The following is a 21,132-nucleotide window of genomic DNA, read 5'->3' as shown; positions in this document are numbered from 1 at the left end:
ACATGCGAAGAGCGAAAATTGTTTGCACACTTGGTCCGGCTACCGATTCGCCGGAAGAGGTTCAAGCGCTGGTAGACGCTGGCATGGACGTTGCCCGCATCAATCGGTCGCATGGTACTGCTGAAGAGCACGAAAAAGTCATTTCTAGCGTCCGAGCTGCTGCGAAGTCATCTGGCAGGTCGGTAGCTGTTCTTGTTGACCTACAGGGGCCGAAAATCCGCCTTGGCACCTTCAAGAACGGTAAGGAATTACTACACAAGGGCGACACCTTTACCATTACCACTCGAGACGTCGAGGGCACGGCCACTGAGGTCGGCACCACCTTTAAAGGGCTTCCCGGCGATTGCCGCCCTGGCGATGTCCTACTAATCGACGACGGAAACGTCTCGGTTCGCGTAACTGATGTAACTGAAACTGACGTTGTTACCTCGGTCGATGTTCCAGGCCACGTCTCGGACCACAAGGGACTGAATCTTCCGGGCGTTGCCGTATCGGTCCCCGCACTTTCTGAAAAAGATCGTGAGGACCTGCGTTGGGGCCTGCGAATTGGTGCCGATATCATCGCACTATCGTTCGTGCGTAGCGCTGATGACATCAAGGACGTGCACCAGATTATGGACGAGGAGAACGTCCATGTGCCTGTAATTGCGAAGATCGAAAAGCCTCAGGCAGTCGAGAACCTAATCGAGATCGTAAATGCGTTTGATGGCATTATGGTTGCTCGAGGTGACTTGGGGGTCGAGATGCCTCTGGAAGCTGTACCGCTTGTCCAGAAACGAGCGATCGAATTGGCACGTAGGAACGCCAAACCGGTTATTGTTGCCACTCAGGTATTTGACTCGATGATCCACAATCCGCGTCCTACTCGTGCAGAAGCCTCTGACTGCGCAAATGCCATCCTCGACGGTGCTGATGCGGTTATGCTATCCGGCGAGACTTCGATTGGTGCGTACCCAATCGAGGCTGTTCGGACTATGGCAAGAATTATCGAGAACGTGGAAGAACACGGTGGGGAGCGTATTGCTCCTCTAGGTTCTTACCCTCACACCCGCGGGGGCGTGATTACGAAGGCAGCTGCTGATATCGGAGAGTTGATGGACGTGAAGTTCATGGTTACGTTCACCCAATCCGGTGACACAGCACGCCGCCTATCCCGGCTGCGCAGCCCCATCCCTATGCTAGCCTTCACGCCTCTCGAATCTACTCGGGCACAGCTAGCAGTGTCGTGGGGATTGCAGACCTATCGCACGCCTGAAGTTCGCCACACTGACGATATGGTGCGCCAGGTCGATCAGCTACTGAAGGAATCGCATTTGGCAGATCCTGGCGACGATATTGTGATCGTTGCTGGCATGCCACCAGGAACCCCTGGATCTACTAATTCCATCCGCGTCCACACCATCTCTGAGGATTAGCGGTATACAGAAAAAGGACCAGCCTGATAGGTTGGTCCTTTTTCTATGCAAATCCACAGTTTTATAGGGGGCCACAAGGCTGTCGGGGGGCGCGGTTGAAGGAGCGAGGTCACCTTCTAAGAGGCCTAGAGGCTGCCGTAGCTTCTAGATTGTTGGGGGTACGCGCTTCTGTATACGTTAGGACCAGAACAGATAGGGTCAGTCCTTTGGAGCGCTCAATGAATGCCCCGGTGTCGGTAGAGGCGAATGGAGGCCAGTCCACCTGGCATTTGTTGGCATATTCTTCAAACTAATGCGTTTATTAAGCAAGAGATGCAGGTGCTTTCGCACCCGCATCCCTCAATATAGATGACTACTTACTAGCCGCAGCAAGAACCGTCGTTCTCGTGACCATAGGAGGAGTCCCCGTACATATCAATCAGTGCGCGCTCATTCTCAACGTCGCTGTTCGCCTTATCAAGCTTCTTCTGAAGCTCTGCAACATCCGCAGAAGCTGCATCTGCATTCTGCTTAGCGGTAGCTACTTCTGCCTCGAGCTGCTTGGCGTCGGCCTCAAGTTTGGCGTTGTCTGCCTTGGCCTTGCGGTAGATCGGTCCGTGGTGGGGGCAATCTACCATGTTGATGGACTCGATGTACTTGATCGTCTTTTCATTCTTGGCGATCTGTTCCTTCACACCGTCTAGCTTAGCTTGCGCATCGGCCTGCTTCTGCTGCGACGCTGCAAGAGCTGCATTAGCTGCGTCTAGCTGGTTCTTGATCTCATTGCGAGTATCGACTAGCTTATCCAGCTTAGATCGGGCGTCGACAGGAGACGGGGCGGGCCTAGCCGGTTCGGCCTTCTTGGGCTCTTCCTTCTTATCCGCCGGTGCGGGCTTGGCTGCAGAAGGCTTTTTTACAACCTTCTGAGGCTTGTGTGCTGCGGCAAGCTTTGCATCTGCTGCCTTGATCAGCTTTTGCAACTTGGCTTTCTTGGCAGCGAGCCTGGCGTTGTCTGCCTTGGCCTTGCGGTAGATCGGCCCGTGGTGGGGGCAATCTACCATGTTGATGGACTCGATGTACTTGATTGTCTTATTATTCTTAGCAATCTGCGCTTCGATCTTGCGCAGTGCCTCTGCTGCCGTCTGATGGCCAGGCGTACCGGCGTGCTTCGCGGTATGGGCTGCGGGGACTGAGTGACCAGAGTGTCCCGGCTGAGCGGAGCTGTGGTGCGGAGCCGCAGCATGATGCGTGGTGGCTGCTGGGGCTCCACCGTGACGTGCGGGCCGTGCGGCCGCGGCATGATGTACCGGGGACCCACCTACGCGGCCATTGCTAGCTCCAGCATGCGCCTTGCTTGCTGCACGTGATGGAGCCTTCTTGCCTTCGCAGCAGGATTTCTTCTTACCGGATGCGGTCGAAGCAGTGTGCCGTCCCGAAGTGGCCGCACCGCTATTCTTTCCGGAAGAAGATGCGTGGCGCTTGCCTTCGCAGCAAGACCTCTTCTTTCCGGCTGTGGATGCTCCTGCCTTCTTTGCGGCAGCAGACGCATGGCCCTTGCCTTCGCAGCAGGATTTCTTCTTACCGGTTTTGTTAGCGGATGAGGCTGATTTCACGGCCTCTTTCTTGTCCTTCTTCCCATCGCAGCAAGATTTCTTCTTCTTAGAAGAGGACGAGTCGGAAGCAGCTGCGGCAGAGCCCTTCTTATCTGTCTTCTGAGCGTCCTTAGTTGACTCTTTGTTGGTCTTGCCTTTGTCATAAGGCGCAGACGGGGTAGAGGCATCAGAGCTGGAATCGGTCTGTGCCTGCGCTGCAGAGGCCCCCTGATCCGAAGAAGAGGAAGGTGATGAAGAGACTGAGCAGCCGGTCAATGACATCAAAGAAATTAAGGCCATCGTCGCAGTAGACATTAACAAACAGCGACTATTTTTCATGGGGTAGTCTTTCTGTATTGAGATAGGTTAGAAGAACGTCTCGGAATCGCCATAGTGAGTCTATGTAATTCCGAAATATTCCACTTGTGAAAATCAGCAGCTACAGGATTACCACAGCTAAAGGGGATTTTCCAGATGCGACTACTAAAAATGCAACAAAGAATAAAATGCTTAAATGAATGAAATATTCAGGCCGAATAAAACGGTACGCGCAGTTGCCTTATTTAGTCCTAGGTCGTACTAAGTCTACTATTACTTAAAACATGCTTAGGGGGTTAAAAATGAAAAATTGCGCTGTAATGTAGCAGGTGTGGAAGAGGGGGTGGGAGGGAGCGCTTTTGTTGGGCAGCCGCAGAGAATAAAAGGCGTGGGGCTTATGTAGCCTGCCCCACGCCTATTTTTATTATTCTCCGACTTGGTCAATAACCGCGTCTGCGACTTCACGCATCGACAAGCGACGGTCCATTGAGGTCTTTTGGATCCATCTAAAGGATTCTGGCTCTGTCATTCCCATGCGGTCCATTAGTAGGCCCTTGGCGCGGTCGACGGCCTTCCGGGTCTCGAAACGCTCCGTCATGTCCGCTATCTCTTCTTCTAGGGAGATAAGCTCAGCGTGTCTAGAGAAGGCGATTTCAACGGCAGGTAATAGCTCGGCTGGCGTGAACGGCTTCACGACGTAAGCCATAGCTCCAGCGTCGCGAGCTCTTTCAACTAGTTCTGTCTGAGAAAAAGCTGTGAGCATTACCACTGCGCAGCTAAGTTCTGTCATGATCTTCTCTGCAGCTGTTATGCCGTCCATCTTAGGCATCTTGACGTCCATGACACATAGGTCAGGCTCTAGCTCAAGTGCCTTCTGAACTGCTTCTTCACCGTCTGCGGCCTCGCCTACAACCTCGTAGCCGGCGTCCACCAATGTTTCGACAATGTCCAGTCGGATGAGCGCTTCGTCCTCAACTACCAAGACCTTACGGCCGTTGGATTTGCTGGATTCCGATTTCAATTTAGATTCAGTCACCCTTATACTCTAATATGTTCCAAGGAAGTTTTCTTCCATGGCTCAGTGGCCCAACTGGCAGAGGCGGTCGACTCAAAATCGGCATGTTGTGGGTTCGAATCCCACCTGAGCTACCAACAAGGACCAATTGGCTCCTCGGGTGCAATGATTGAGTAGCGTATTGCTAGCTATATTTGCCAACCCGCGTCCGGTTTGTGAGTAAGCTCCTGATTTTACGTTGACGTAGGTTCTCAGCATGTGGGATGTGTTCTTGAGGGAGAAATTATGGATTCGAGAACGGCTCACGGCAAGTCAATGTAGTTGACGAGTCTTGATTTTCTCCTTTTGGTTGGTGAGCTATCGCCATGGTGTCCGCGGATAGTTAGCGGGGTGCTGAGTTCTCTGGCATATCGAGGCCGGCCGCGAGCGTGCGAAGAGGATTTGTACTTAGGTGGGCGGTGTGAGCCCGACTGTGTCTGCCGAATCTTTGCAACCTATTAATCTCTCGTCATCTTTTTCCTGTGACGGCCGGTGAATTTGTCTATGTGGGACAGCTTGCCGGAAGGCGTAGTGTCATATTGAGGGCGACAGGCATCGATTTATCTTAGTTTCTATATTCGACACTTACTGCATAAGTAACTGCTTTCTAAAATAGGTAAATTGCCAAGATGCATTCAGAATCTAAAAGGCTAAGTCTCGTGGCAGCAGCTGCACTGGTTGTCGTATCAGCGGTATGGGGGTCTACTTTTTTCATCATTAAGGACCTGGTAAGTATTATTCCGCCGTTAGATTTCCTAAGTGTGCGATTTTTCCTGGCAGGAGCCATAATAGCGATTTTTAGAATCGGCTCGCTCCTAAGGGTGAACTGGCGAGTTTGGCGAAGGGGAATGATTCTAGGCTTGATTTACGGCCTTGCACAGGTTTGTCAGACTATCGGATTGGGCTATACCCATGCCTCTGTATCAGGCTTTATCTCTGCAACTTACGTAGTGCTAACGCCCGTGGTTCTTTTCGCACTCTTCCGCACTCGCATACCACCGATTACCTGGCTGGCTGTCTTTCTTGCAACCGTTGCTTTGGGAGTGCTTAGCTTACAAGGCCTGTCCGCCGGTACAGGGGAAGGGATCACCTTTATTGGAGCTCTGTTCTACGCGTTGCACATTGCTTTGATGGGGTACTGGGCACCCAAGGGGAACCAGGTTGAGCTAGGCACGATACAGCTAATAACCCTCGGCATCTTCTGCACAATTTGCGCCTCTGGCGGTGGCATTGTGCTTCCCAGCGGAGGCAAGCAATGGTGCCAAATGCTGTATATGGTCATTTTTGCCGCGGTGCTGGCAATCGTCACTCAAACCTGGGCGCAGTCACATATCAGCGCCACGGCTACAGCCTTGATTCTGACTACGGAACCGTTCTTTGCGGCTGCATTCGCCATAGCTTTCGGGGGTGAAAGGTTCACCTTCCGTCTTGCTCTGGGAGGAGCGCTGATGATCATAGCTATGGTAGTTTCAGAAATTGGCCCAAAGTGCAGTTATTCGTGGAATAAGTGGCGTAATTCGAAGGCTGCAGCGAAGCAATCGGTGTAGGCGGGTAGCGCCCGGACCTACCCAGTGCTGACTGGATGAAAAGGAGCTTGGGGCTAAGCGGTCTGAATATGCGTGCAGCCTCCGCCGCTTAGCCTCTCACTTTTCATCTATCGGGATAAAATGTCCGGTCATACGCCCGCAGGCTGTCAGTTGGTCATCTTCGTCATAGATCTTTACGGCATAAACTGCCTGGCTTCTACCAATGCGAAGAGCGCTCGCTACCGCTTTCACCTTATTTGTGGTTGCGGGGCGAAGATGCGATACCGATAGCTCTGAGCCGACCGCTGCCATTCCCTTGGGAGCGGCATAGGCAGCTGCCAAAGAGGCGGCGGTTTCGACTAGGACTGCATTAGCTCCACCATGCAAGATCCCCATCGGCTGTGTGTTTCCGGCTATATCCATCTCTACTTCGGCACGCTCGGCGCTGTAGCTAACAGCTTTTATTCCCATCCGCTCCATGAGCGTTCCGTCCCAGTTGGGTTCGTCTAATTCCTTCATAGCTAATAGGCTTTCATATGTGAGCAAGCAACGCCTACTTCTTCTAGATGGTCATTCGGTGGCCTTTCGCGCCTTTTTCGCCCTCCCCGCAGAGAATTTCCAGACTGCGACGGGCCAGTACACTAACGCGATTTACGGTTTTACTTCGATGCTAGTGAGAATGCTGCAGGAGGAGCAGCCCGATTACGTCGCCGTAGCTTTTGACGTATCCAGGAGGTCGTTCCGGACGCGGGTTTATGAGGATTACAAGGCCGGCAGAGCTGAGACGCCGGCTGAGTTCAAGAATCAGATTCCCCTGATAAAAGAGGTCCTAGAGGCAATTGGGATCCGTTGGTTTGAGAAGGAAGACTACGAGGCTGACGACATAATTGCGACATTCGCGCGGATGGGGCGCGAAGACGGACTAGAGGTACTTATCTCTTCAGGAGATAGAGATGCCTTCCAGCTGATCACTGATCAGGTAACTGTGCTCTATCCGGGCAAATCGATGTCGGATCTTAGGCGAATGACTCCCGCAGCTGTGGAGGAAAAATACGGGCTACCGCCTGAGCGCTACCCACACCTTGCCGCGTTGGTGGGCGAAAGTGCAGACCATCTTCCAGGAGTACCTGGGGTAGGTCCGAAGACGGCTGCGGGGTGGATCAATAAATATGACGGTCTTGAGGGCGTTTTGGAAAATGCTGACAAGATTGGAGGGAAACGTGGGCAAGCGTTGCGTGAGCACGTTGCCGATGTCAGGCGAAATAGGCAGCTGAACCGGCTCGTTGATGATCTGGATCTTGGGGTAGGTATTTCAGATCTGAAAATGGCGCCCGCCGATGCGAAAGAGATTACTCGTCTTTTCGACACGCTAGAGTTCAACAGATTGCGCTTGAAAGTCCTTGATGCAATAGGCGAGGGCGCTGAGGTTGAAGAGGCGAAGCCGCTTAGTGAATTGGAGATAGTCCTTTCTTCTGACTTGCAAGGGGGGATTAAGAAGTGGCTTACAAATTTGTCCCCTGGCATTCCTGTTGGCATCGCCGTGACGGGAACTCGTCAACCCGGTAGAGGCGAGGTAGATAAGCTTGCGCTCTGCCAAGGAGAGAAGGCTGTCCAGGTCGATATTGCTGATCTATCAGAGGCTGAATTTGCCGTTCTGAGGGATTGGTTCAAACACCCGACTGAGCCTCTCGTTGCCTCTGATGGTAAGGGGCTGGCACACGCGCTGAAGGGGAGTGGCATCAAGCTTGGTCCCCTCAGCTCGGATGTGCAGCTTGCGGCGTATCTTTGCAAGCCGGACGCTCGTTCATATGAGACCGCGCTTCTAGCTAGTTTGTACCTGAAGCGTGAAATAGAAGCTGCTCCAAGGCAGGAGGGACTGCTTCAGATTCCTGGCGAAATCGACGATGCCCTAGCCGAGGAAGCACGGACAATCGGCGACCTCTACGCGCCCCTAAACGATCAGTTGCGTTCCCGAGATGCTGTTGATCTGATGAACAATCTGGAGTTGCCGATTCAGCGCCTGTTGGGGCAGATGGAAGATGTCGGCATCGCGATGGATCTTGATGAGCTCGCAACTCAATACGATTCGCTTAGTGCTGAGGTAGACCAGTTGGCGGAAGATGCCTTCGCGGCGATTGGTCATAAAGTTAATCTTTCCAGTCCTAAGCAATTGCAGGTTGTCTTATTCGACGAATTAGACATGCCTAAGACTCGTAAGACAAAGACGGGCTACACCACTAACGCAGAAGCTTTGGCAGAACTATTTGCGAAGACTCATCACCCATTCTTAGAGGCGCTTCTTGCGCATCGCGATCGCATAAAGCTTCGTCAGACCGTGGAGGGGCTGCGGAAAGCGGTCCAGGAAGATGGGCGCATTCACACGACGTTCCAGCAAACAGTCGCTGCTACCGGTCGCCTGTCGTCGACAGAGCCTAACTTGCAGAATGTTCCTGCCCGTACGCCTATGGGGATGGCTATCAGAGGCGCGTTTATTCCGGGAACCGGATATGAGTCACTCTTGACTGCGGATTACTCGCAGATTGAGATGCGACTAATGGCGCATATGTCAGGTGATGCGGCACTGTTGGAAGCTTTTGCGGAGGGCGAGGATATCCACCGCACCATGGCGGCGATGGTTTTCGGAACTGCTGCTGAGGACGTAACTCCGGCCCAGCGCTCCCAAGTTAAGGCAACTTCCTATGGTCTCGCGTACGGACTATCTGCATATGGCCTATCCAGACAATTGGGAATCGACATGCCCGCGGCGTCCGCACTAAGGGATAGGTATTTCGAACGTTTTGGTGGCATACACGAATACCTAGAGTCGTTGGTTCGTGCTGCCCGCAAGGATGGGTACACGCAAACCATTCTTGGTCGCCGCCGGTATCTGCCGGATTTAACTTCGAGTAACAGGCAGCGGCGGGAAATGGCAGAGCGGGCGGCCTTAAACGCTCCCATTCAGGGATCGGCAGCAGACATTATCAAGCTGGCCATGTTAAAGGTACATGAAGCCTTGGAACAGCAATCTCTTCGCTCGAGGGTACTGCTACAGGTACATGACGAACTAGTGGTAGAAGTTTTCCCTGGTGAAGGAGAGAAGGTAGCGGAATTGATCAGGCAGGCGATGGCTGAACCTATCAAGCTTGACGTTGCTCTTGAAGTCTCGGAAGGGAGAGGGCCAACCTGGCGAGATGCAGCTCACTAACGGCTTCAATTGACGAAATGGCGGGCATTCATGCTAATCTGAACAGCGGTGTGTTTTAGCACCATGTCCATATTGTCAATCTGTCCATTTCGGAGTCTATAAACCATATGACTACCCCTAGCAAGCCGCAGATCGAGCAGGTCGCGGTAAACGACATCGGGTCTGAAGAAGACCTACTCGCCGCAATCGACGAGACGATCAAGTACTTCAACGATGGCGACATCGTCGAAGGCACTGTTGTAAAGGTCGACCGAGACGAGGTTCTCCTCGATATCGGTTACAAGACTGAAGGCGTAATTCTTACGCGCGAACTATCAATCAAGCATGACGTTGATCCCGATGACGTTGTTGCAGTAGGGGACCAGATTGAGGCCCTTGTTCTTCAGAAGGAAGACAAGGAAGGCCGCCTGCTTCTATCCAAGAAGCGCGCCCAGTACGAGCGCGCTTGGGGCTCCATCGAGAAGATCAAGCAGGAAGATGGCGTCGTCACTGGTACTGTCATCGAGGTTGTCAAGGGCGGCCTGATTGTAGACATCGGTCTGCGCGGCTTCCTCCCGGCCTCTTTGGTAGAGATGCGTCGTGTGCGTGACCTGCAGCCTTACGTAGGTCGCGAGATCGAGGCTAAGATCATTGAACTAGACAAGAACCGCAACAATGTCGTCCTGTCTCGCCGCGCATGGCTTGAGCAGACCCAGTCTGAGGTTCGCTCTTCCTTCCTGCAGACTTTGCAGAAGGGCCAGATTCGCAACGGCGTCGTCTCCTCTATCGTCAACTTCGGTGCGTTCGTCGATCTGGGCGGCGTAGACGGCCTGGTCCACGTGTCGGAGCTGTCTTGGAAGCACATCGATCACCCGTCCGAGGTCGTCGAGGTTGGCCAGCCTGTAACCGTCGAGGTGCTGGATGTCGACATGGATCGCGAACGCGTGTCCCTGTCCCTGAAGGCTACTCAGGAAGATCCGTGGCAGGCATTTGCCCGCACCCACGCCATTGGCCAGGTCGTTCCGGGCAAGGTCACCAAGCTTGTTCCCTTCGGTGCGTTTGTCCGCGTCGAAGATGGCATCGAGGGTCTTGTGCACATTTCCGAGCTGGCGGTGCGCCATGTTGACCTACCCGATCAGGTCGTCAAGGTTGGCGAGGAGATCTTCGTCAAGGTAATTGACATTGATCTAGACCGTCGTCGCATCTCGCTGTCGCTGAAGCAGGCCAACGAGGGTGTGGATCCGAACTCTGAAGATTTCGATCCGTCGCTGTACGGTATGGCTGCCGAATACGACGAAGAGGGTAACTACAAGTACCCCGAGGGCTTCGATCCTGAGACTAACGAGTGGCTTGAGGGCTACGAGGCTCAGCGCGAAGCCTGGGAGAATGAGTACGCCGCGGCACAGTCCCGCTGGGAGGCTCACAAGGCTCAGGTCGCTAAGGCTCTCGAAGCCGATCGCGAAGCTGCCGCTGAGGCTCCGATCGAGGAAACCGCTTCTTATTCCTCCAGCGCTGATGACGCAGCGCCGGCGGACAACGGCGGTACTCTAGCTTCCGACGAGGCGCTTGCTGCGCTCCGCGAGAAGCTGACTAACAACTAGTCTTAGATAGAAGGCCCCGGACTTACGGTCCGGGGCCTTTTTGTATGTATTCCAAACCTTGAGATATACAAGAATGATTTTCTAATCAGAAATAGGCTACTGGATTCTAGGGCGCATGTTTACTTCCGATGGAGGGAAAGTGGTGCAAATATGCGAATTCTCTACGATGGATGCGGTAAAGATTTTGGGTAATCATATGAATGGTTTACCCGAATGTAGGGCGCATTAAGGGATTTGCCTGCTATGGGTATGTGTAAACTAATGGAAAAGTAAACGGCATGTAAATATCGTTACTTTTTGTGCGGATGTATTCCGATTTTTTGTCCCCTATTTGATTGGACCACACATGAGCAGAATGAGCTCCCACAGGGCACTCCGGATGATGACCGGTACTATGGCGGTTATGTCGGTGTCCCTTCTTGGAATCGGGGCGGCGACTCCGACTTTTGCTGCGGACCAGCCTGTTATTGCTGCTGATCAGAAAACCGACAGGGTTATGAATTATGCGGTCAACCTGAACCGCGATGCGTCACGCGCACAACTAGATGAAGCAGTTAACCGAGCAAATGGGCTAGGTAAGGTTCTGGCTCAGTATCCAGAAATCAATACTTTCTTTGTGCAGGCATCGGCAAAGGATTTTGCAGCGAAGTATGCGAAAGAGCTTACTGCTGCCGGAATAGGCCTGCACTCCGTAGGACCTACTCGAACGAAGGAGGTTTCTGGCAAGGAGGTAGTGGTTCCGAAGCCAAATGGCGCAACTGGTGATCGAGCGGCTTCCTACGCAGCCGAGTCGGAAAGCCAATTCGTTGCAGAACGAAATTTTCAGTCTGATCCGGATACTCCTAAAGCGTGGGGTATAGCGGCGACTGGCGCGGATGAAGCTGCGAAGGTAGATGTAAAACTAGCCCCTGTTACAGTCGGGGTCATCGACTCGGGCATTGAAGGCGGCCACAAGGACCTGAAGGATCAGATCGATGCCTCTAAGTCCGTCGGTTGCAGCACGAATGGTGTCGCCGATACCAGTTACGAGGCATGGCAGCCTGATGATACTCCCGGATCAGACCACGGTACCCACGTTGCTGGCACCATTGGGGCAGCGACAAACGGAGTAGGGGTCGAGGGCGTAGCACCTAAGGCTCGTCTAGCTGCGGTCAAGGTCGTGAACCGCGATGGCTCTATCTATCCCGAATATGCCTCGTGTGGCTTTATGTGGGCCGGCCATCAGGGATTCGACGTAACAAATAACTCCTACTACGTTGACCCGTGGGAATACTGGGTTCCTTCCGAAGGAAATCAGGCGGCAGGCCTTGAAGCGGTAACTAGGGCGGTGAAGTTCTCGCAGACACAGGGAGTACTAAATATTGCTGCTGCGGGTAACTCCAATGCAGATCTAGACAATGTGAAAGTCGATAACGGCTCGCCAAACGATAATGGTGACGAGAACATCATTGAGAATCGAAATGTTGAAGGCGGTTTGGATATCCCGGCCATGTTGCCCGGAGTCGTCACCGTTTCGGCAGTTGGTTTGGAGCCTGAACCGGGCAAGCGGAAGGCAGATCTGTCGAAGGTTGATCCGAAAACCGCCAAGCTACGCAGGGCTTATTTCTCGAACTATGGTGCGACAAATGTTGATGTGGCTGCCCCCGGCGTAGACATTTACTCCACGGTTTCTAAGGCGGCCTCCGGTGGGAAAGAATACGATACCTTCTCCGGAACCTCGATGGCTTCGCCACATACGGCAGGTGTAGCTGCTCTATTGCGGGCAGTGAACCCAACCCTAACTGCCGACGAGGCGGCAGGGCTCTTGAAGAAGCACGCTAAGAAGGCCTACAACCGTCTAGAGACTCCTGCAGAAGAACTCGCGCGTGTGTCTGCTCGAAATAGAGGAGCCGTCACGCTCTCTGAAGTGGGACAGACTCCTGCAGAGAAGGAATACCGTGGCAACGGGTTTATTAGCGCACTGTCTGCTGTACTGGACGACCAGCCGGCCCCAACTATCAATGAGGTTGAGTACTCCACAGACGGGACCCATTGGGCTCCACTTGCCGGTGCCAAGATCGATAAGGACTTCAAGATTCGTGTACATGTGACCGGCCCAGCTACCGAGATAAACGCTTCTGTTTCCGGGACCAAGTTCGCATTCTCTAAGAGCGCTGACGGTGCGTTTGATGGCGATTACTGGGTTGAATCCGATCAGTATCAAGCGAAGGATTTCGCCAAAGATGCTTCTTTGAAGATCACCGCCAACGGTAGAAATAACGATGAGAGGGCAAATGACGACGCCTCGGGTGAAGTTACCTTCTCGGTAGAGGTTCCCTCCCCCAAGGCTGAACCAACTAAACCTGCCACGCCAGCGGAACCTGCCGTGCCTGGCAAGGGCGGGAAGGAAGACACCGCCAAAGAAGGTGCCTCCAGGAAAGACAAAGAAGGTGCCTCCAGGAAAGACAAGGTAGAAAACCGTACGCAGGTTGTCCATAAGACTCGTCAGTCGTTGAGCGCTACGGGTGTAGCCGGTGACGCGTTGGGAATTCTTTCGGTTGGACTTCTCGCTTTGGGATCGACGTTAGCTCTTCGTCGTACCAGCAAGAAGTAGAACTTCAACTAATCTGGTGTGGCGCTCCACTTAGGTGGGGCGCCACGCTCCTTTAAAAGTGTGGTTAGTTGAGTGAAAGGCGAAACGTTAGAAGCATTGAGCTAGCCGTGGTAATTTCGAGGGTGGCTTTACTTCCAACAAATGCTCCCGCGCTCAGAAGGCGCACTGGCAATCAGAAAGTAGGATACATGCGCCTAGTTGCATTCGATCTGGATGATACTTTGGCTCCTTCCAAGTCACCTTTGTCCCCCAAGATGGCTGAGGTATTAGAGCGACTATTAGAGCGTGTAGAGGTTGCGGTCATTTCTGGCGGTCGTTTTGAACAATTTGATAGCCAGTTGATCTCTAACCTGGGTTCGGGATGCGACCTTAGGAAGTTGCATCTATTGCCTACGTGTGGGACCCGCTACTACCGCTACAACGGTGAATGGGAGCTCATTTATGCTTTTGATCTTTCGGAGGACGCCAGGGATAAAGCTGTTGCTTCCATTGAGGACAATGCCAAGAGACTCGGCCTGTGGGAGGGCCGCACCTGGGGGCCTCGAATTGAAGATAGAGGTTCCCAGATCACTTTCTCCGCTCTTGGGCAGAATGCGCCAATTGCAGAAAAGCGGGCGTGGGACCCGACTGGAGAGAAGAAGGCAAAATTAGCAGCAGCTTTGGCCCCGATACTTAGTGAGTTAGAAGTTCGTTCGGGAGGATCCACCAGCGTTGACATCACGCTAAAAGGAGTCGACAAAGCATACGGAATGAATAAGCTCATTGAGCATACGGGTATTCCTAAAGAGGAGATGGTTTTCGTAGGGGACCGGCTTGATGAAGGCGGAAATGATTACCCGGTGATTTCCACGGGTATTAAATGCGTAAGTGTGACTGGTCCTGAGGATACCTGTCGTTGGATTGACCGTTTTATTACAACCTGCGACGCAGCGCCCACATGCTGACCGCGGCGGCCGCTGCGACATTGAGCGAGTCTACATCATGACCCATAGGTATTTTGCAGACTGTGTCCGCGGCATCTATAGCCTTTTGCGTCAGCCCGGTGCCCTCTGTTCCCAGCATGATCGCTAGTCTTGAAGTGGGATTTCTGACGAGCTCACTGTTTTCTAAGGTATCTAGAGACACGGCATTATCACTCAACGCCATAGCGATCAGATGAAAGCCTAGTTTCTTGAGCTCAGATACATCTGGAAACGATGCCCACCTGGTCCAAGGAACCTGGAAAACGGTTCCCATTGAGACTCGAACGCTCCTGCGGTAGTAGGGATCTGCGCAGGAGGGAGTCACCAAGATGGCGTCCACGTTAAGTGCCGCAGCGGATCGGAACGCGGCACCGACATTTGTGTGGTCTACGAGGTTTTCGAGAATCGCGACGCGGTGGGCACAGCGCAATGTCTGTGTCAAAGACTGGAGCTTAGGCCTCTGCATAGCCGCGAGTGCACCTCGGTGTAGGCGGAATCCAGTCAGCCTCCTAGAGGTATCTTCATCAGCTAAGAAAACTGGTATATCTCCGCCATCTGCAGCACCGGTTGCGGCTGTAATTACGGGTGCCATCGACTCCAGCCATTTTCGGGCCATTAGGAATGAACGCGGCTTGTGCCCGGTTTCAACTGCTCGTTCAATAACGTTTTTCGACTCGGCCATGAAGAGGCCACGTTCGGGTTCGATCTTTCTGCGCAACGCCACGTCCGTCATGTTCGTATAGTCGTTCAGCCGCGGGTCTTCTATGTTGTCAACCGGAATTAGCACGCTACAAGTGTGCCACTTATCCACAAATACTCCTATTCCCGTACTCCACAGGCGTGGCATATTCGACTGGTACCGGTGGAACTGAAATGGCAGCCTGAAGAGGCGCTCACCGGAAAGGCAACAATGACTTCACCAATCATTAATGAGGAATCGCGACTCTACGGAGAACGCGGGTGGACACAGGGAAGAGTAAAAGAGCTGATCCTTTCTGGAGCTAGGGTGCGTCCCTTCTGTGTTGGTTCCGACGACTACTTACCGTTTTTTGACATGGAGGCTGACACAGCGTTTGAGCTAGCGTTAGCAGTGCCCAAGAGCCAATTTGCGGATCGTCAGAACTTTTCGCCAACCTTCCTACAGATGGTTACTGCCGCTGGCGCCCATCCTGACCAGGTCCGTCTAGACGGGTACATGATAGGTCCGGAACGACCCGATGAGCGGGTAACAATTGAGGCATTAACGTGGAATCTTAGTCCCTCGGATCCACCCGTAAAACCCCACGTCTCACCTTGGGAATGGCTGAAGGAGGAGCTTTTTGGTGACGAGGAGGTATCTCCGCCAGACGAGATAGCGCCAGTATGTGGACATAATGGGTTGGGTGGGTGGTGGCTTTGGTGGGACTAGCCTAATAAGCTATAGGGGTGCTATACGAACTCCTATATGACACTGTCCTGAAGCGGACAAATCCCGAGAAAATCCACGATCTGACCATAACTGCCCTGAAATACGCTGGCACATTCGGTCCAACCCGAGCGCTTCTGTCAGTTTTCGGCAGAGGGCGAAAAGCAGCTTCCAAGAGCTTTTTGCCTAGGCCGATTCCCGGAGTTCTGGGACTTGCTGCGGGCATGGACAAAGATGCCGAAGCGGTGTTGGGCATGTGTGCGGTAGGGTTCGGATTCGTTGAAATTGGAACAATTACTCCGAAACCGCAGCCTGGAAATGATGCGCCTAGGCTCTGGCGAGTGCTAGAGTCTAGGGCCATCAGAAATAGGATGGGGTTCAATAATCAAGGGGCTGTGGCTGCAGCAAAACGCCTGGCTAAATTGCGCTCCACCCCCGAGGGCAGAGCCTGTGTGGTCGGAGCCAATATTGGCAAGAACAAGTGGACTCCGTTAGAGCAGGCACCAGAGGACTATCGTTACTGTGCTTCCAAACTGGCCCCTTATGCAGATTTTTTGGTGGTAAACGTGTCCTCTCCTAACACTCCAGGGCTACGGTCGTTGCAGGCAGTGGAATCACTTGGGCCAATCCTTGCTGCAACCCGAGAAGGGGCAAAGCAAACTGATCCTAGAGATATTCCGATTTTTGTGAAGATAGCTCCCGATTTGGTTGACGAGGATGTAGATGCGGTCGCGCAACTGGTGCGGGAACAATCGCTTGCCGGGGTAGTGGCTACAAACACCACTATCAACCATGATTTGGGCGAGGGGGGCCTGTCGGGTCCTCTAGTGAGGCAGCGAGCACTGGAAGTTGTAGCTCGTCTCCGAGAAGGATTGGGGACTGAGTTCACCATTATTGGTTGCGGCGGTATATCGTCAGTTGCCGATGCCGAGCAGATGCTTGCCGCTGGTGCGGATTTTCTGGAAGGCTTCACCGCTCTAATCTATGGCGGTCCTGCCTGGCCAGGGCGCATCAATAGAGCGCTTGGCCAGTAGATGAAGAAAAGCCCCGGCCTAAGCCGGGGATTTTTCTAGCGAATTGATTCGCCGCGTTTTATACCGGGTTTCGGTTGGCGCCAAGGGCGCAGTTGCATCATCCTTGACGCAACATACATGCCCTGTCCCGCTGGAATCGGCCTGCCCGGGAACAACTCTGCCAATTTCGATTTGATCTGCCTGTTGGTTATGAACATTTCGAGCATGGCGCTGAAGAAGATAGCGTAAATAATTCCCAGTGGAATGAAAGCCAGCTTCCCGCCCCGGGGCAGGAAGAAGGTGGCAATAAATGCAACGAACATGATCGGCACTAGGAACTCAGATAGTGTCCACCGGGTATCGATCATGTCGCGGGTCGCCTTTCGCAGGGGACCCTGGTCTCGCTCGGGAAGGTAGCGCTCGGGTGCCTTTCCGTCCATGGCCAACCGCTGCTTATTTAGGACTTCGTTACGCTTTTTCTTGCGCTCTGCCTTTTCCTCTTTAGTTAGCTTCCTGTTACCCACCACCAGAGGGCGCTCATTTCGCTTTTGTGCGTCGCGCCGCTTAGGGGTCGGCTTACTCTTTTGCCGAGCTTCTCGATTCTTTGTGGAACCGTGCTCCTGGTCGTTGTTATTAATTGGCTCACTCACATAGTGAAGACTATAGGAGGACGCCTTAGAACCAAAAAGCATTCTCGCGCTAAGCTTGTTCTATGATCGAAACATCTGAAGCACGAGCCCGCGTTGACAAGCTTTTCCCGGAGCTCGTGGAGACACTTAAAACCATTATTTCCATCCCTTCGGTGAGCTCTGACCTGGAGAATCAGGATCAGATTTTACGGAGCGCCACATTCGTGAAGGAACAGCTTGAGGCTGCGGGACTGGATGCCGAGATCTGCTACGCAAATTACGATGACGGCACCCAGGGCAGACCAGCAGTGCTGGCGCACAAGCAGGTTGATTCTGAGGCCCCGACTGTGCTGCTGTACGCTCATCACGACGTGCAGCCGGTAGGCGAGATCGATAGGTGGTCTACAGATCCATTCCAGGCGGTTCAGAAGGGGGACCGCCTATACGGACGCGGTTCGGCTGATGACGGCGCTGGCATCATCGCTCATCTTGGCGCTCTTCGCACACTAGGCGGGGATCTGCCTGTGAACGTGACCGTGTATGTGGAGGGCGAAGAAGAGGTAGGTTCCGGATCGTTCCGCAATTTCCTCGAGAAGTACAAGGATAGGCTAGCGGCGGACCGGATCATTGTCGCCGATTCTGGTAACTGGAAGGTGGGCACGCCGGCGGTGACCTCGACTCTGCGTGGGGTAGTTCAGTCGGATGTAACTATTTCGGTTGCAAAGCATGCGTCGCACTCCGGTCAGTTCGGTGGACCACTGTTAGATGCTGTTACGGTGGCTTCGATACTGATTGCGTCGTTGTTCGATGAGAATGGTGATGTAGCCGTTCAGGGTCTTGGCGGTTCGGACAAGGCTGACGTTACATATGAAGAAGAGGATTTCCGTGCTGACGCCGGTCTTCTGGACGGTGTTGAACTTGCTGGAACAGGAGATCTGGCTGCCCGTTTGTGGACGAAGCCTGCAATTTCCATTATCGGGTGGGATGTACGCCCTCTAGAAACTGCCTCCAATACTTTGGCTCCCACGACGACCTTCCGGATCTCTATGAGAACTGCTCCGGGAGTAGATTCAAAGACCGCAAATGAGGCGCTCGAAAAGCACCTGCGTGAACATGTACCTTTTGGTGCGCACATCGAAATTACTAACAACGAGATGGGGCCGTCGTACAAGGCTGCGGATTCGCAGGCAATTAAGGACTTACACTGGGCTTTGGATGAAGCTTGGCAGACTGAGTCCGTGAACATCGGCCAGGGTGGTTCCATTCCGTTTATCGCCGATTTTGCTTCTGTTTTCCCGGAAGCTGACGTGCTGGTAACCGGTGTTGAGGATCCTGAATCCCACGCTCACTCCGAGGACGAGTCCGTCCACCTGGGTGATCTGCACAATGCTGTCTTGGCCGAGGCACTGTTGCTTGTAAAAACAGCCAAGTGAAAGTAGCAGTATTTTCTTCTAACATCGAAGGCGGCGATCCGCGTAAAGTTTGCGCGGACGCCGTCTTTGGGTGGAAGCAGGCTGCCCCTGGCGACGAGGTAGTCCCTTTCGTCGGGGGACCAAGAGGGACACAGATTGCTTTGGGACTGCAGGCACTGGGATGGGAAGAAGGCCCAGCATTTGCTGTCGAGGACTGTATGGGTAACCTCGTCTCCGTACCGAGTCTGCGAAGCGGAAGAAAGATCTACATTGACTGCGCCGGTGTAGCTAATCCTCGTTCTGCCGGTCACGAGGAGGCTTTTCGGTCTGGTCCGGGTTCGAAGGGGATAGGCCTTGCGTTAGTTCACGCTCTGGAGTTAACTCCGGAGCAGCTATACGTGGCTTTGGGTCCGGCGTGCGCTGTTGATCTAGGGAGAGCTGCTTTTGAAGAGCTCGCTAAAGCGGGGTATGAACGACTCCCGGTACCTGTAACCGTACTTACTGAGGATGGTAGGCCACTGCTGGGCCTGTCCGGTACCGCAAGTGATTTCCGCGGGGAGCACCGCTCCGAGGCACTCCGCCTGCAAAAGCGAGTAAAGGAGGGCGCAGCCTTCCTTCGCTCACTGGAGGAACATAGCTTGCAACAGGCCGTCCTGATCTCGGCGGTTGGCACAGCAGAAGGATCGGGAAGCGGGGCAGGAGCCGCTGAGGTGCTTCGCCTGATGGGAGCTAAGCTAGCGCGAGCCACCTCTTGGCTCGCAAATCTGCAGGATATTCCCACGGTCCTAAATGGTTGCGACCTGGCAGTAGTATTCGAGGACGAAATTCATTCACAAGTATTGGCTTCCTCACTTAGTGCCTACGTGGGGCAAGCCGGCCAAGAGGCAGCTATCCCAACTGTAATGGTCCCGCAGAAATGTTCTTTGTCTAGGCCAGAGGTCGCCCACTTTGGAATAAATGCAATCTTTAGCCACCCTGAGCTCAGTGCTAGTGAGGTTGGCCTACGCTTAGCGCGTACCTGGTCACATCCATAGCGACACTTTGGGCTAAAAGCCATAGGGTATTGGGGTAAGAGTGCATCCGCACATGTCTAACGTGGAGGAAAGTATGACTCAGAGCGCAACTGAGGCTCCCACTCATGAGGTAACTCTAACTGAGGCTGCTGCCCAGAAGGTCCGTTCTCTACTAGAACAGGAAGGCCGCGATGACCTCCGTCTTCGCGTCGCCGTTCAGCCGGGCGGCTGTTCAGGGCTGATCTACCAGCTATTTTTCGATGAGCGTCTCCTCGACGGAGACGCAGTCAGGAACTTCGACGGCGTTGAGGTAGTCGTGGACAAGATGTCGGTTCCATATTTGGCTGGAGCCACTATCGACTTCGCAGACACTATCGAACGCCAAGGGTTTACCATCGACAACCCGAACGCGGCAAATTCCTGCGCGTGCGGGCAGTCCTTCCACTAACTCAACAAAGACTAGGAAATATGCGCAACAGAACCGTTGCCGGAATCAACCGGCTACTGGCGATCCTCGCCGTTTTTTCGATCATTGCTATAGTCCTTACCTCCTGTTCTTCCGGTGACGGCTCTCAAGCTGAAAAGGGCTTTCCGGCTGTCACCGGGAAAGCTGGCCAGAAACCGTCAATTGCTAAGGGAACAGGGCAGCCTCCTAAAGAGTTGAAGACCCGTGTACTGCATAAGGGCGATGGGCATGAGGTGGGCAAGAAAGATACAGTGCTTGCCTCTTACACCGGCCAGCTGTGGAACGGCAAGGTCTTCGATTCTACTTGGGAGAACAACAGAGGGCCTGCATCCTTTGGGCTGGACCAGGTGATACCCGGGTGGAAAGAAGGACTAGCAGGAAAACACGTGGGGGACCGCGTACAGCTGGTGATCCCGCCTGATAAAGGGTATGGCGACAAAGAAAATGGTCCAATTCCTGCCGGATCTACACTGGTATTTGTCGTAGACATCAAAGACTCGGCGAATATGACTGACACTTCAGCACTAGCTAGTGCCAAGCCTTTAAACCCGGAACTGGGGAAGGGACTGTCTGTAGCTGGCAAACCAGGAACAAAGCCGGAACTCAAGATCAGCAAAGAGTTTAAGGCACCCACTGAATTCCAGGTCACGGTTCTGAATGAGGGCAAGGGAGAACCGATCCAGGCTGACGATATTGTCGGCTACCACATCACTGCCCAACTTGTTGGCAAGGATGGCCCCAAGGATTCCCCACAATCCTCATGGGAAATGGGGGGTATCCAAAATACTCAGCAGTCGATCGGTACCAATCCGAACATGATGAAGCTATTCCTAGGCCAGAAAATTGGCTCAAGGGTTCTAGTGCAAATGCCTGCTGCCAAAGGAGCCGGGGGAGCTACCCAGGATGCGCGCGTCGTGATCCTGGACCTAACTGGTAAATTGGCTACAAAGTGACGTCGCTAGATAGATAA

The 21,132-nt window shown here is 53.4% G+C and carries 17 protein-coding genes and 1 tRNA gene; 13 read left to right on the top strand and 5 right to left on the bottom strand.

Going from position 1 to position 21,132, the window contains the following annotated elements; translation table 11 throughout:
• The first annotated feature begins 2 nt into the window (after positions 1 to 2).
• Entirely contained in the window at positions 3 to 1,415 is a 1,413-nt protein-coding gene (pyk, locus tag QP400_RS06000; protein WP_004805379.1) for a pyruvate kinase, read from the top strand.
• 359 nt (positions 1,416 to 1,774) lie between these two features.
• Here the strand turns inward: pyk and QP400_RS05995 are convergent, their stop codons facing one another.
• A complete protein-coding gene (locus QP400_RS05995) occupies positions 1,775 to 3,301 on the bottom strand; it encodes a hypothetical protein (protein WP_004805377.1) in 1,527 nt (508 codons plus the stop codon).
• A 427-nt stretch (positions 3,302 to 3,728) separates the two neighbouring features.
• Complete coding sequence (locus QP400_RS05990) at positions 3,729 to 4,340, bottom strand: ANTAR domain-containing response regulator (protein WP_004805374.1); 612 nt, start codon at positions 4,338 to 4,340, stop codon at positions 3,729 to 3,731.
• A 39-nt stretch (positions 4,341 to 4,379) separates the two neighbouring features.
• Between QP400_RS05990 and QP400_RS05985 the strand changes: the two genes are divergently transcribed.
• Positions 4,380 to 4,456: transfer RNA gene (locus QP400_RS05985), tRNA-Leu, on the top strand.
• Between the two features lie 531 nt (positions 4,457 to 4,987).
• On the top strand, positions 4,988 to 5,905 hold the full coding sequence (locus QP400_RS05980; RefSeq protein ID WP_285462579.1) for a DMT family transporter: 918 nt from the start codon (positions 4,988 to 4,990) through the stop codon (positions 5,903 to 5,905).
• Between the two features lie 96 nt (positions 5,906 to 6,001).
• Here the strand turns inward: QP400_RS05980 and QP400_RS05975 are convergent, their stop codons facing one another.
• A complete protein-coding gene (locus QP400_RS05975) occupies positions 6,002 to 6,430 on the bottom strand; it encodes a PaaI family thioesterase (protein ID WP_231288172.1) in 429 nt (142 codons plus the stop codon).
• Here QP400_RS05975 and polA point away from each other — a divergent pair.
• The 4 genes from polA to QP400_RS05955 all read left to right on the top strand — a co-directional run bounded on the left by polA (position 6,423) and on the right by QP400_RS05955 (position 14,206).
• Positions 6,423 to 9,089 carry a DNA polymerase I gene (polA, locus tag QP400_RS05970; protein WP_285462578.1) on the top strand — a complete coding sequence of 889 codons (2,667 nt, stop codon included), beginning with the start codon at positions 6,423 to 6,425 and terminating at the stop codon, positions 9,087 to 9,089. The genes QP400_RS05975 and polA overlap by 8 nt on opposite strands.
• 107 nt (positions 9,090 to 9,196) lie before the next feature.
• Positions 9,197 to 10,669: a 30S ribosomal protein S1 gene (gene rpsA, locus QP400_RS05965; RefSeq protein WP_004805365.1), complete on the top strand. Its 1,473-nt coding sequence runs from the start codon at positions 9,197 to 9,199 to the stop codon at positions 10,667 to 10,669.
• 346 nt (positions 10,670 to 11,015) lie between these two features.
• Positions 11,016 to 13,262 carry a S8 family serine peptidase gene (locus QP400_RS05960; RefSeq protein WP_082149285.1) on the top strand — a complete coding sequence of 749 codons (2,247 nt, stop codon included), beginning with the start codon at positions 11,016 to 11,018 and terminating at the stop codon, positions 13,260 to 13,262.
• 188 nt (positions 13,263 to 13,450) lie between these two features.
• Positions 13,451 to 14,206 (top strand): HAD-IIB family hydrolase, encoded by a 756-nt coding sequence (locus tag QP400_RS05955; RefSeq protein ID WP_004805361.1) that lies wholly within the window; start codon positions 13,451 to 13,453, stop codon positions 14,204 to 14,206.
• On the opposite strand, the gene QP400_RS05950 is transcribed toward QP400_RS05955, so the two are convergent.
• Complete coding sequence (locus QP400_RS05950) at positions 14,175 to 15,011, bottom strand: TrmH family RNA methyltransferase (protein WP_040314826.1); 837 nt, start codon at positions 15,009 to 15,011, stop codon at positions 14,175 to 14,177. The two genes, QP400_RS05955 and QP400_RS05950, sit on opposite strands and share 32 nt — an antisense overlap.
• Positions 15,012 to 15,020: 9 nt before the next feature.
• On the opposite strand from QP400_RS05950, the gene QP400_RS05945 reads away from it, so the two are divergent.
• On the top strand, positions 15,021 to 15,632 hold the full coding sequence (locus QP400_RS05945; RefSeq protein WP_162488997.1) for a hypothetical protein: 612 nt from the start codon (positions 15,021 to 15,023) through the stop codon (positions 15,630 to 15,632).
• Positions 15,633 to 15,649: 17 nt separating this feature from the next.
• Positions 15,650 to 16,663 (top strand): quinone-dependent dihydroorotate dehydrogenase, encoded by a 1,014-nt coding sequence (locus QP400_RS05940; protein ID WP_004805355.1) that lies wholly within the window; start codon positions 15,650 to 15,652, stop codon positions 16,661 to 16,663.
• 35 nt (positions 16,664 to 16,698) lie between these two features.
• Here the strand turns inward: QP400_RS05940 and QP400_RS05935 are convergent, their stop codons facing one another.
• Complete coding sequence (locus tag QP400_RS05935; protein ID WP_048707298.1) at positions 16,699 to 17,292, bottom strand: DUF3043 domain-containing protein; 594 nt, start codon at positions 17,290 to 17,292, stop codon at positions 16,699 to 16,701.
• A gap of 62 nt (positions 17,293 to 17,354) precedes the next feature.
• On the opposite strand from QP400_RS05935, the gene QP400_RS05930 reads away from it, so the two are divergent.
• The 4 genes from QP400_RS05930 to QP400_RS05915 all read left to right on the top strand — a co-directional run bounded on the left by QP400_RS05930 (position 17,355) and on the right by QP400_RS05915 (position 21,115).
• Positions 17,355 to 18,704 carry a dipeptidase gene (locus QP400_RS05930; protein WP_004805352.1) on the top strand — a complete coding sequence of 450 codons (1,350 nt, stop codon included), beginning with the start codon at positions 17,355 to 17,357 and terminating at the stop codon, positions 18,702 to 18,704.
• A complete protein-coding gene (locus tag QP400_RS05925) occupies positions 18,701 to 19,717 on the top strand; it encodes a glycerate kinase (protein WP_048707299.1) in 1,017 nt (338 codons plus the stop codon). The genes QP400_RS05930 and QP400_RS05925 overlap by 4 nt, the downstream gene beginning before the upstream one ends.
• A gap of 73 nt (positions 19,718 to 19,790) precedes the next feature.
• The gene (erpA, locus tag QP400_RS05920) at positions 19,791 to 20,144 is read left to right on the top strand and encodes an iron-sulfur cluster insertion protein ErpA (RefSeq protein WP_004805348.1); all 354 of its coding nucleotides are present in this window, start codon (positions 19,791 to 19,793) and stop codon (positions 20,142 to 20,144) included.
• A 20-nt stretch (positions 20,145 to 20,164) separates the two neighbouring features.
• On the top strand, positions 20,165 to 21,115 hold the full coding sequence (locus QP400_RS05915) for an FKBP-type peptidyl-prolyl cis-trans isomerase (protein ID WP_004805345.1): 951 nt from the start codon (positions 20,165 to 20,167) through the stop codon (positions 21,113 to 21,115).
• Positions 21,116 to 21,132: the final 17 nt, after the last annotated feature.

Source organism: Winkia sp. UMB3158, assembly GCF_030217145.1.
In the GTDB taxonomy this organism is placed as follows: domain Bacteria; phylum Actinomycetota; class Actinomycetes; order Actinomycetales; family Actinomycetaceae; genus Winkia; species Winkia anitrata.
Note: the sequence above shows the minus strand (reverse complement) of the source record. Positions and strands in the feature narration are given on the sequence as shown.

Excerpts from the sequence above, each read along its gene's own strand:
- pyk (WP_004805379.1), top strand. The coding sequence starts at position 3 with ATGCGAAGAGCGAAAATTGTTTGCACACTTGGTCCGGCTACCGATTCG.
- QP400_RS05955 (WP_004805361.1), top strand. The coding sequence starts at position 13,451 with ATGCGCCTAGTTGCATTCGATCTGGATGATACTTTGGCTCCTTCCAAG.
- erpA (WP_004805348.1), top strand. The coding sequence starts at position 19,791 with ATGACTCAGAGCGCAACTGAGGCTCCCACTCATGAGGTAACTCTAACT.
- QP400_RS05980 (WP_285462579.1), top strand. The coding sequence starts at position 4,988 with ATGCATTCAGAATCTAAAAGGCTAAGTCTCGTGGCAGCAGCTGCACTG.
- QP400_RS05960 (WP_082149285.1), top strand. The coding sequence starts at position 11,016 with ATGAGCAGAATGAGCTCCCACAGGGCACTCCGGATGATGACCGGTACT.
- QP400_RS05930 (WP_004805352.1), top strand. The coding sequence starts at position 17,355 with ATGATCGAAACATCTGAAGCACGAGCCCGCGTTGACAAGCTTTTCCCG.
- QP400_RS05915 (WP_004805345.1), top strand. The coding sequence starts at position 20,165 with ATGCGCAACAGAACCGTTGCCGGAATCAACCGGCTACTGGCGATCCTC.
- QP400_RS05995 (WP_004805377.1), bottom strand. The coding sequence starts at position 3,301 with ATGTCTACTGCGACGATGGCCTTAATTTCTTTGATGTCATTGACCGGC.
- rpsA (WP_004805365.1), top strand. The coding sequence starts at position 9,197 with ATGACTACCCCTAGCAAGCCGCAGATCGAGCAGGTCGCGGTAAACGAC.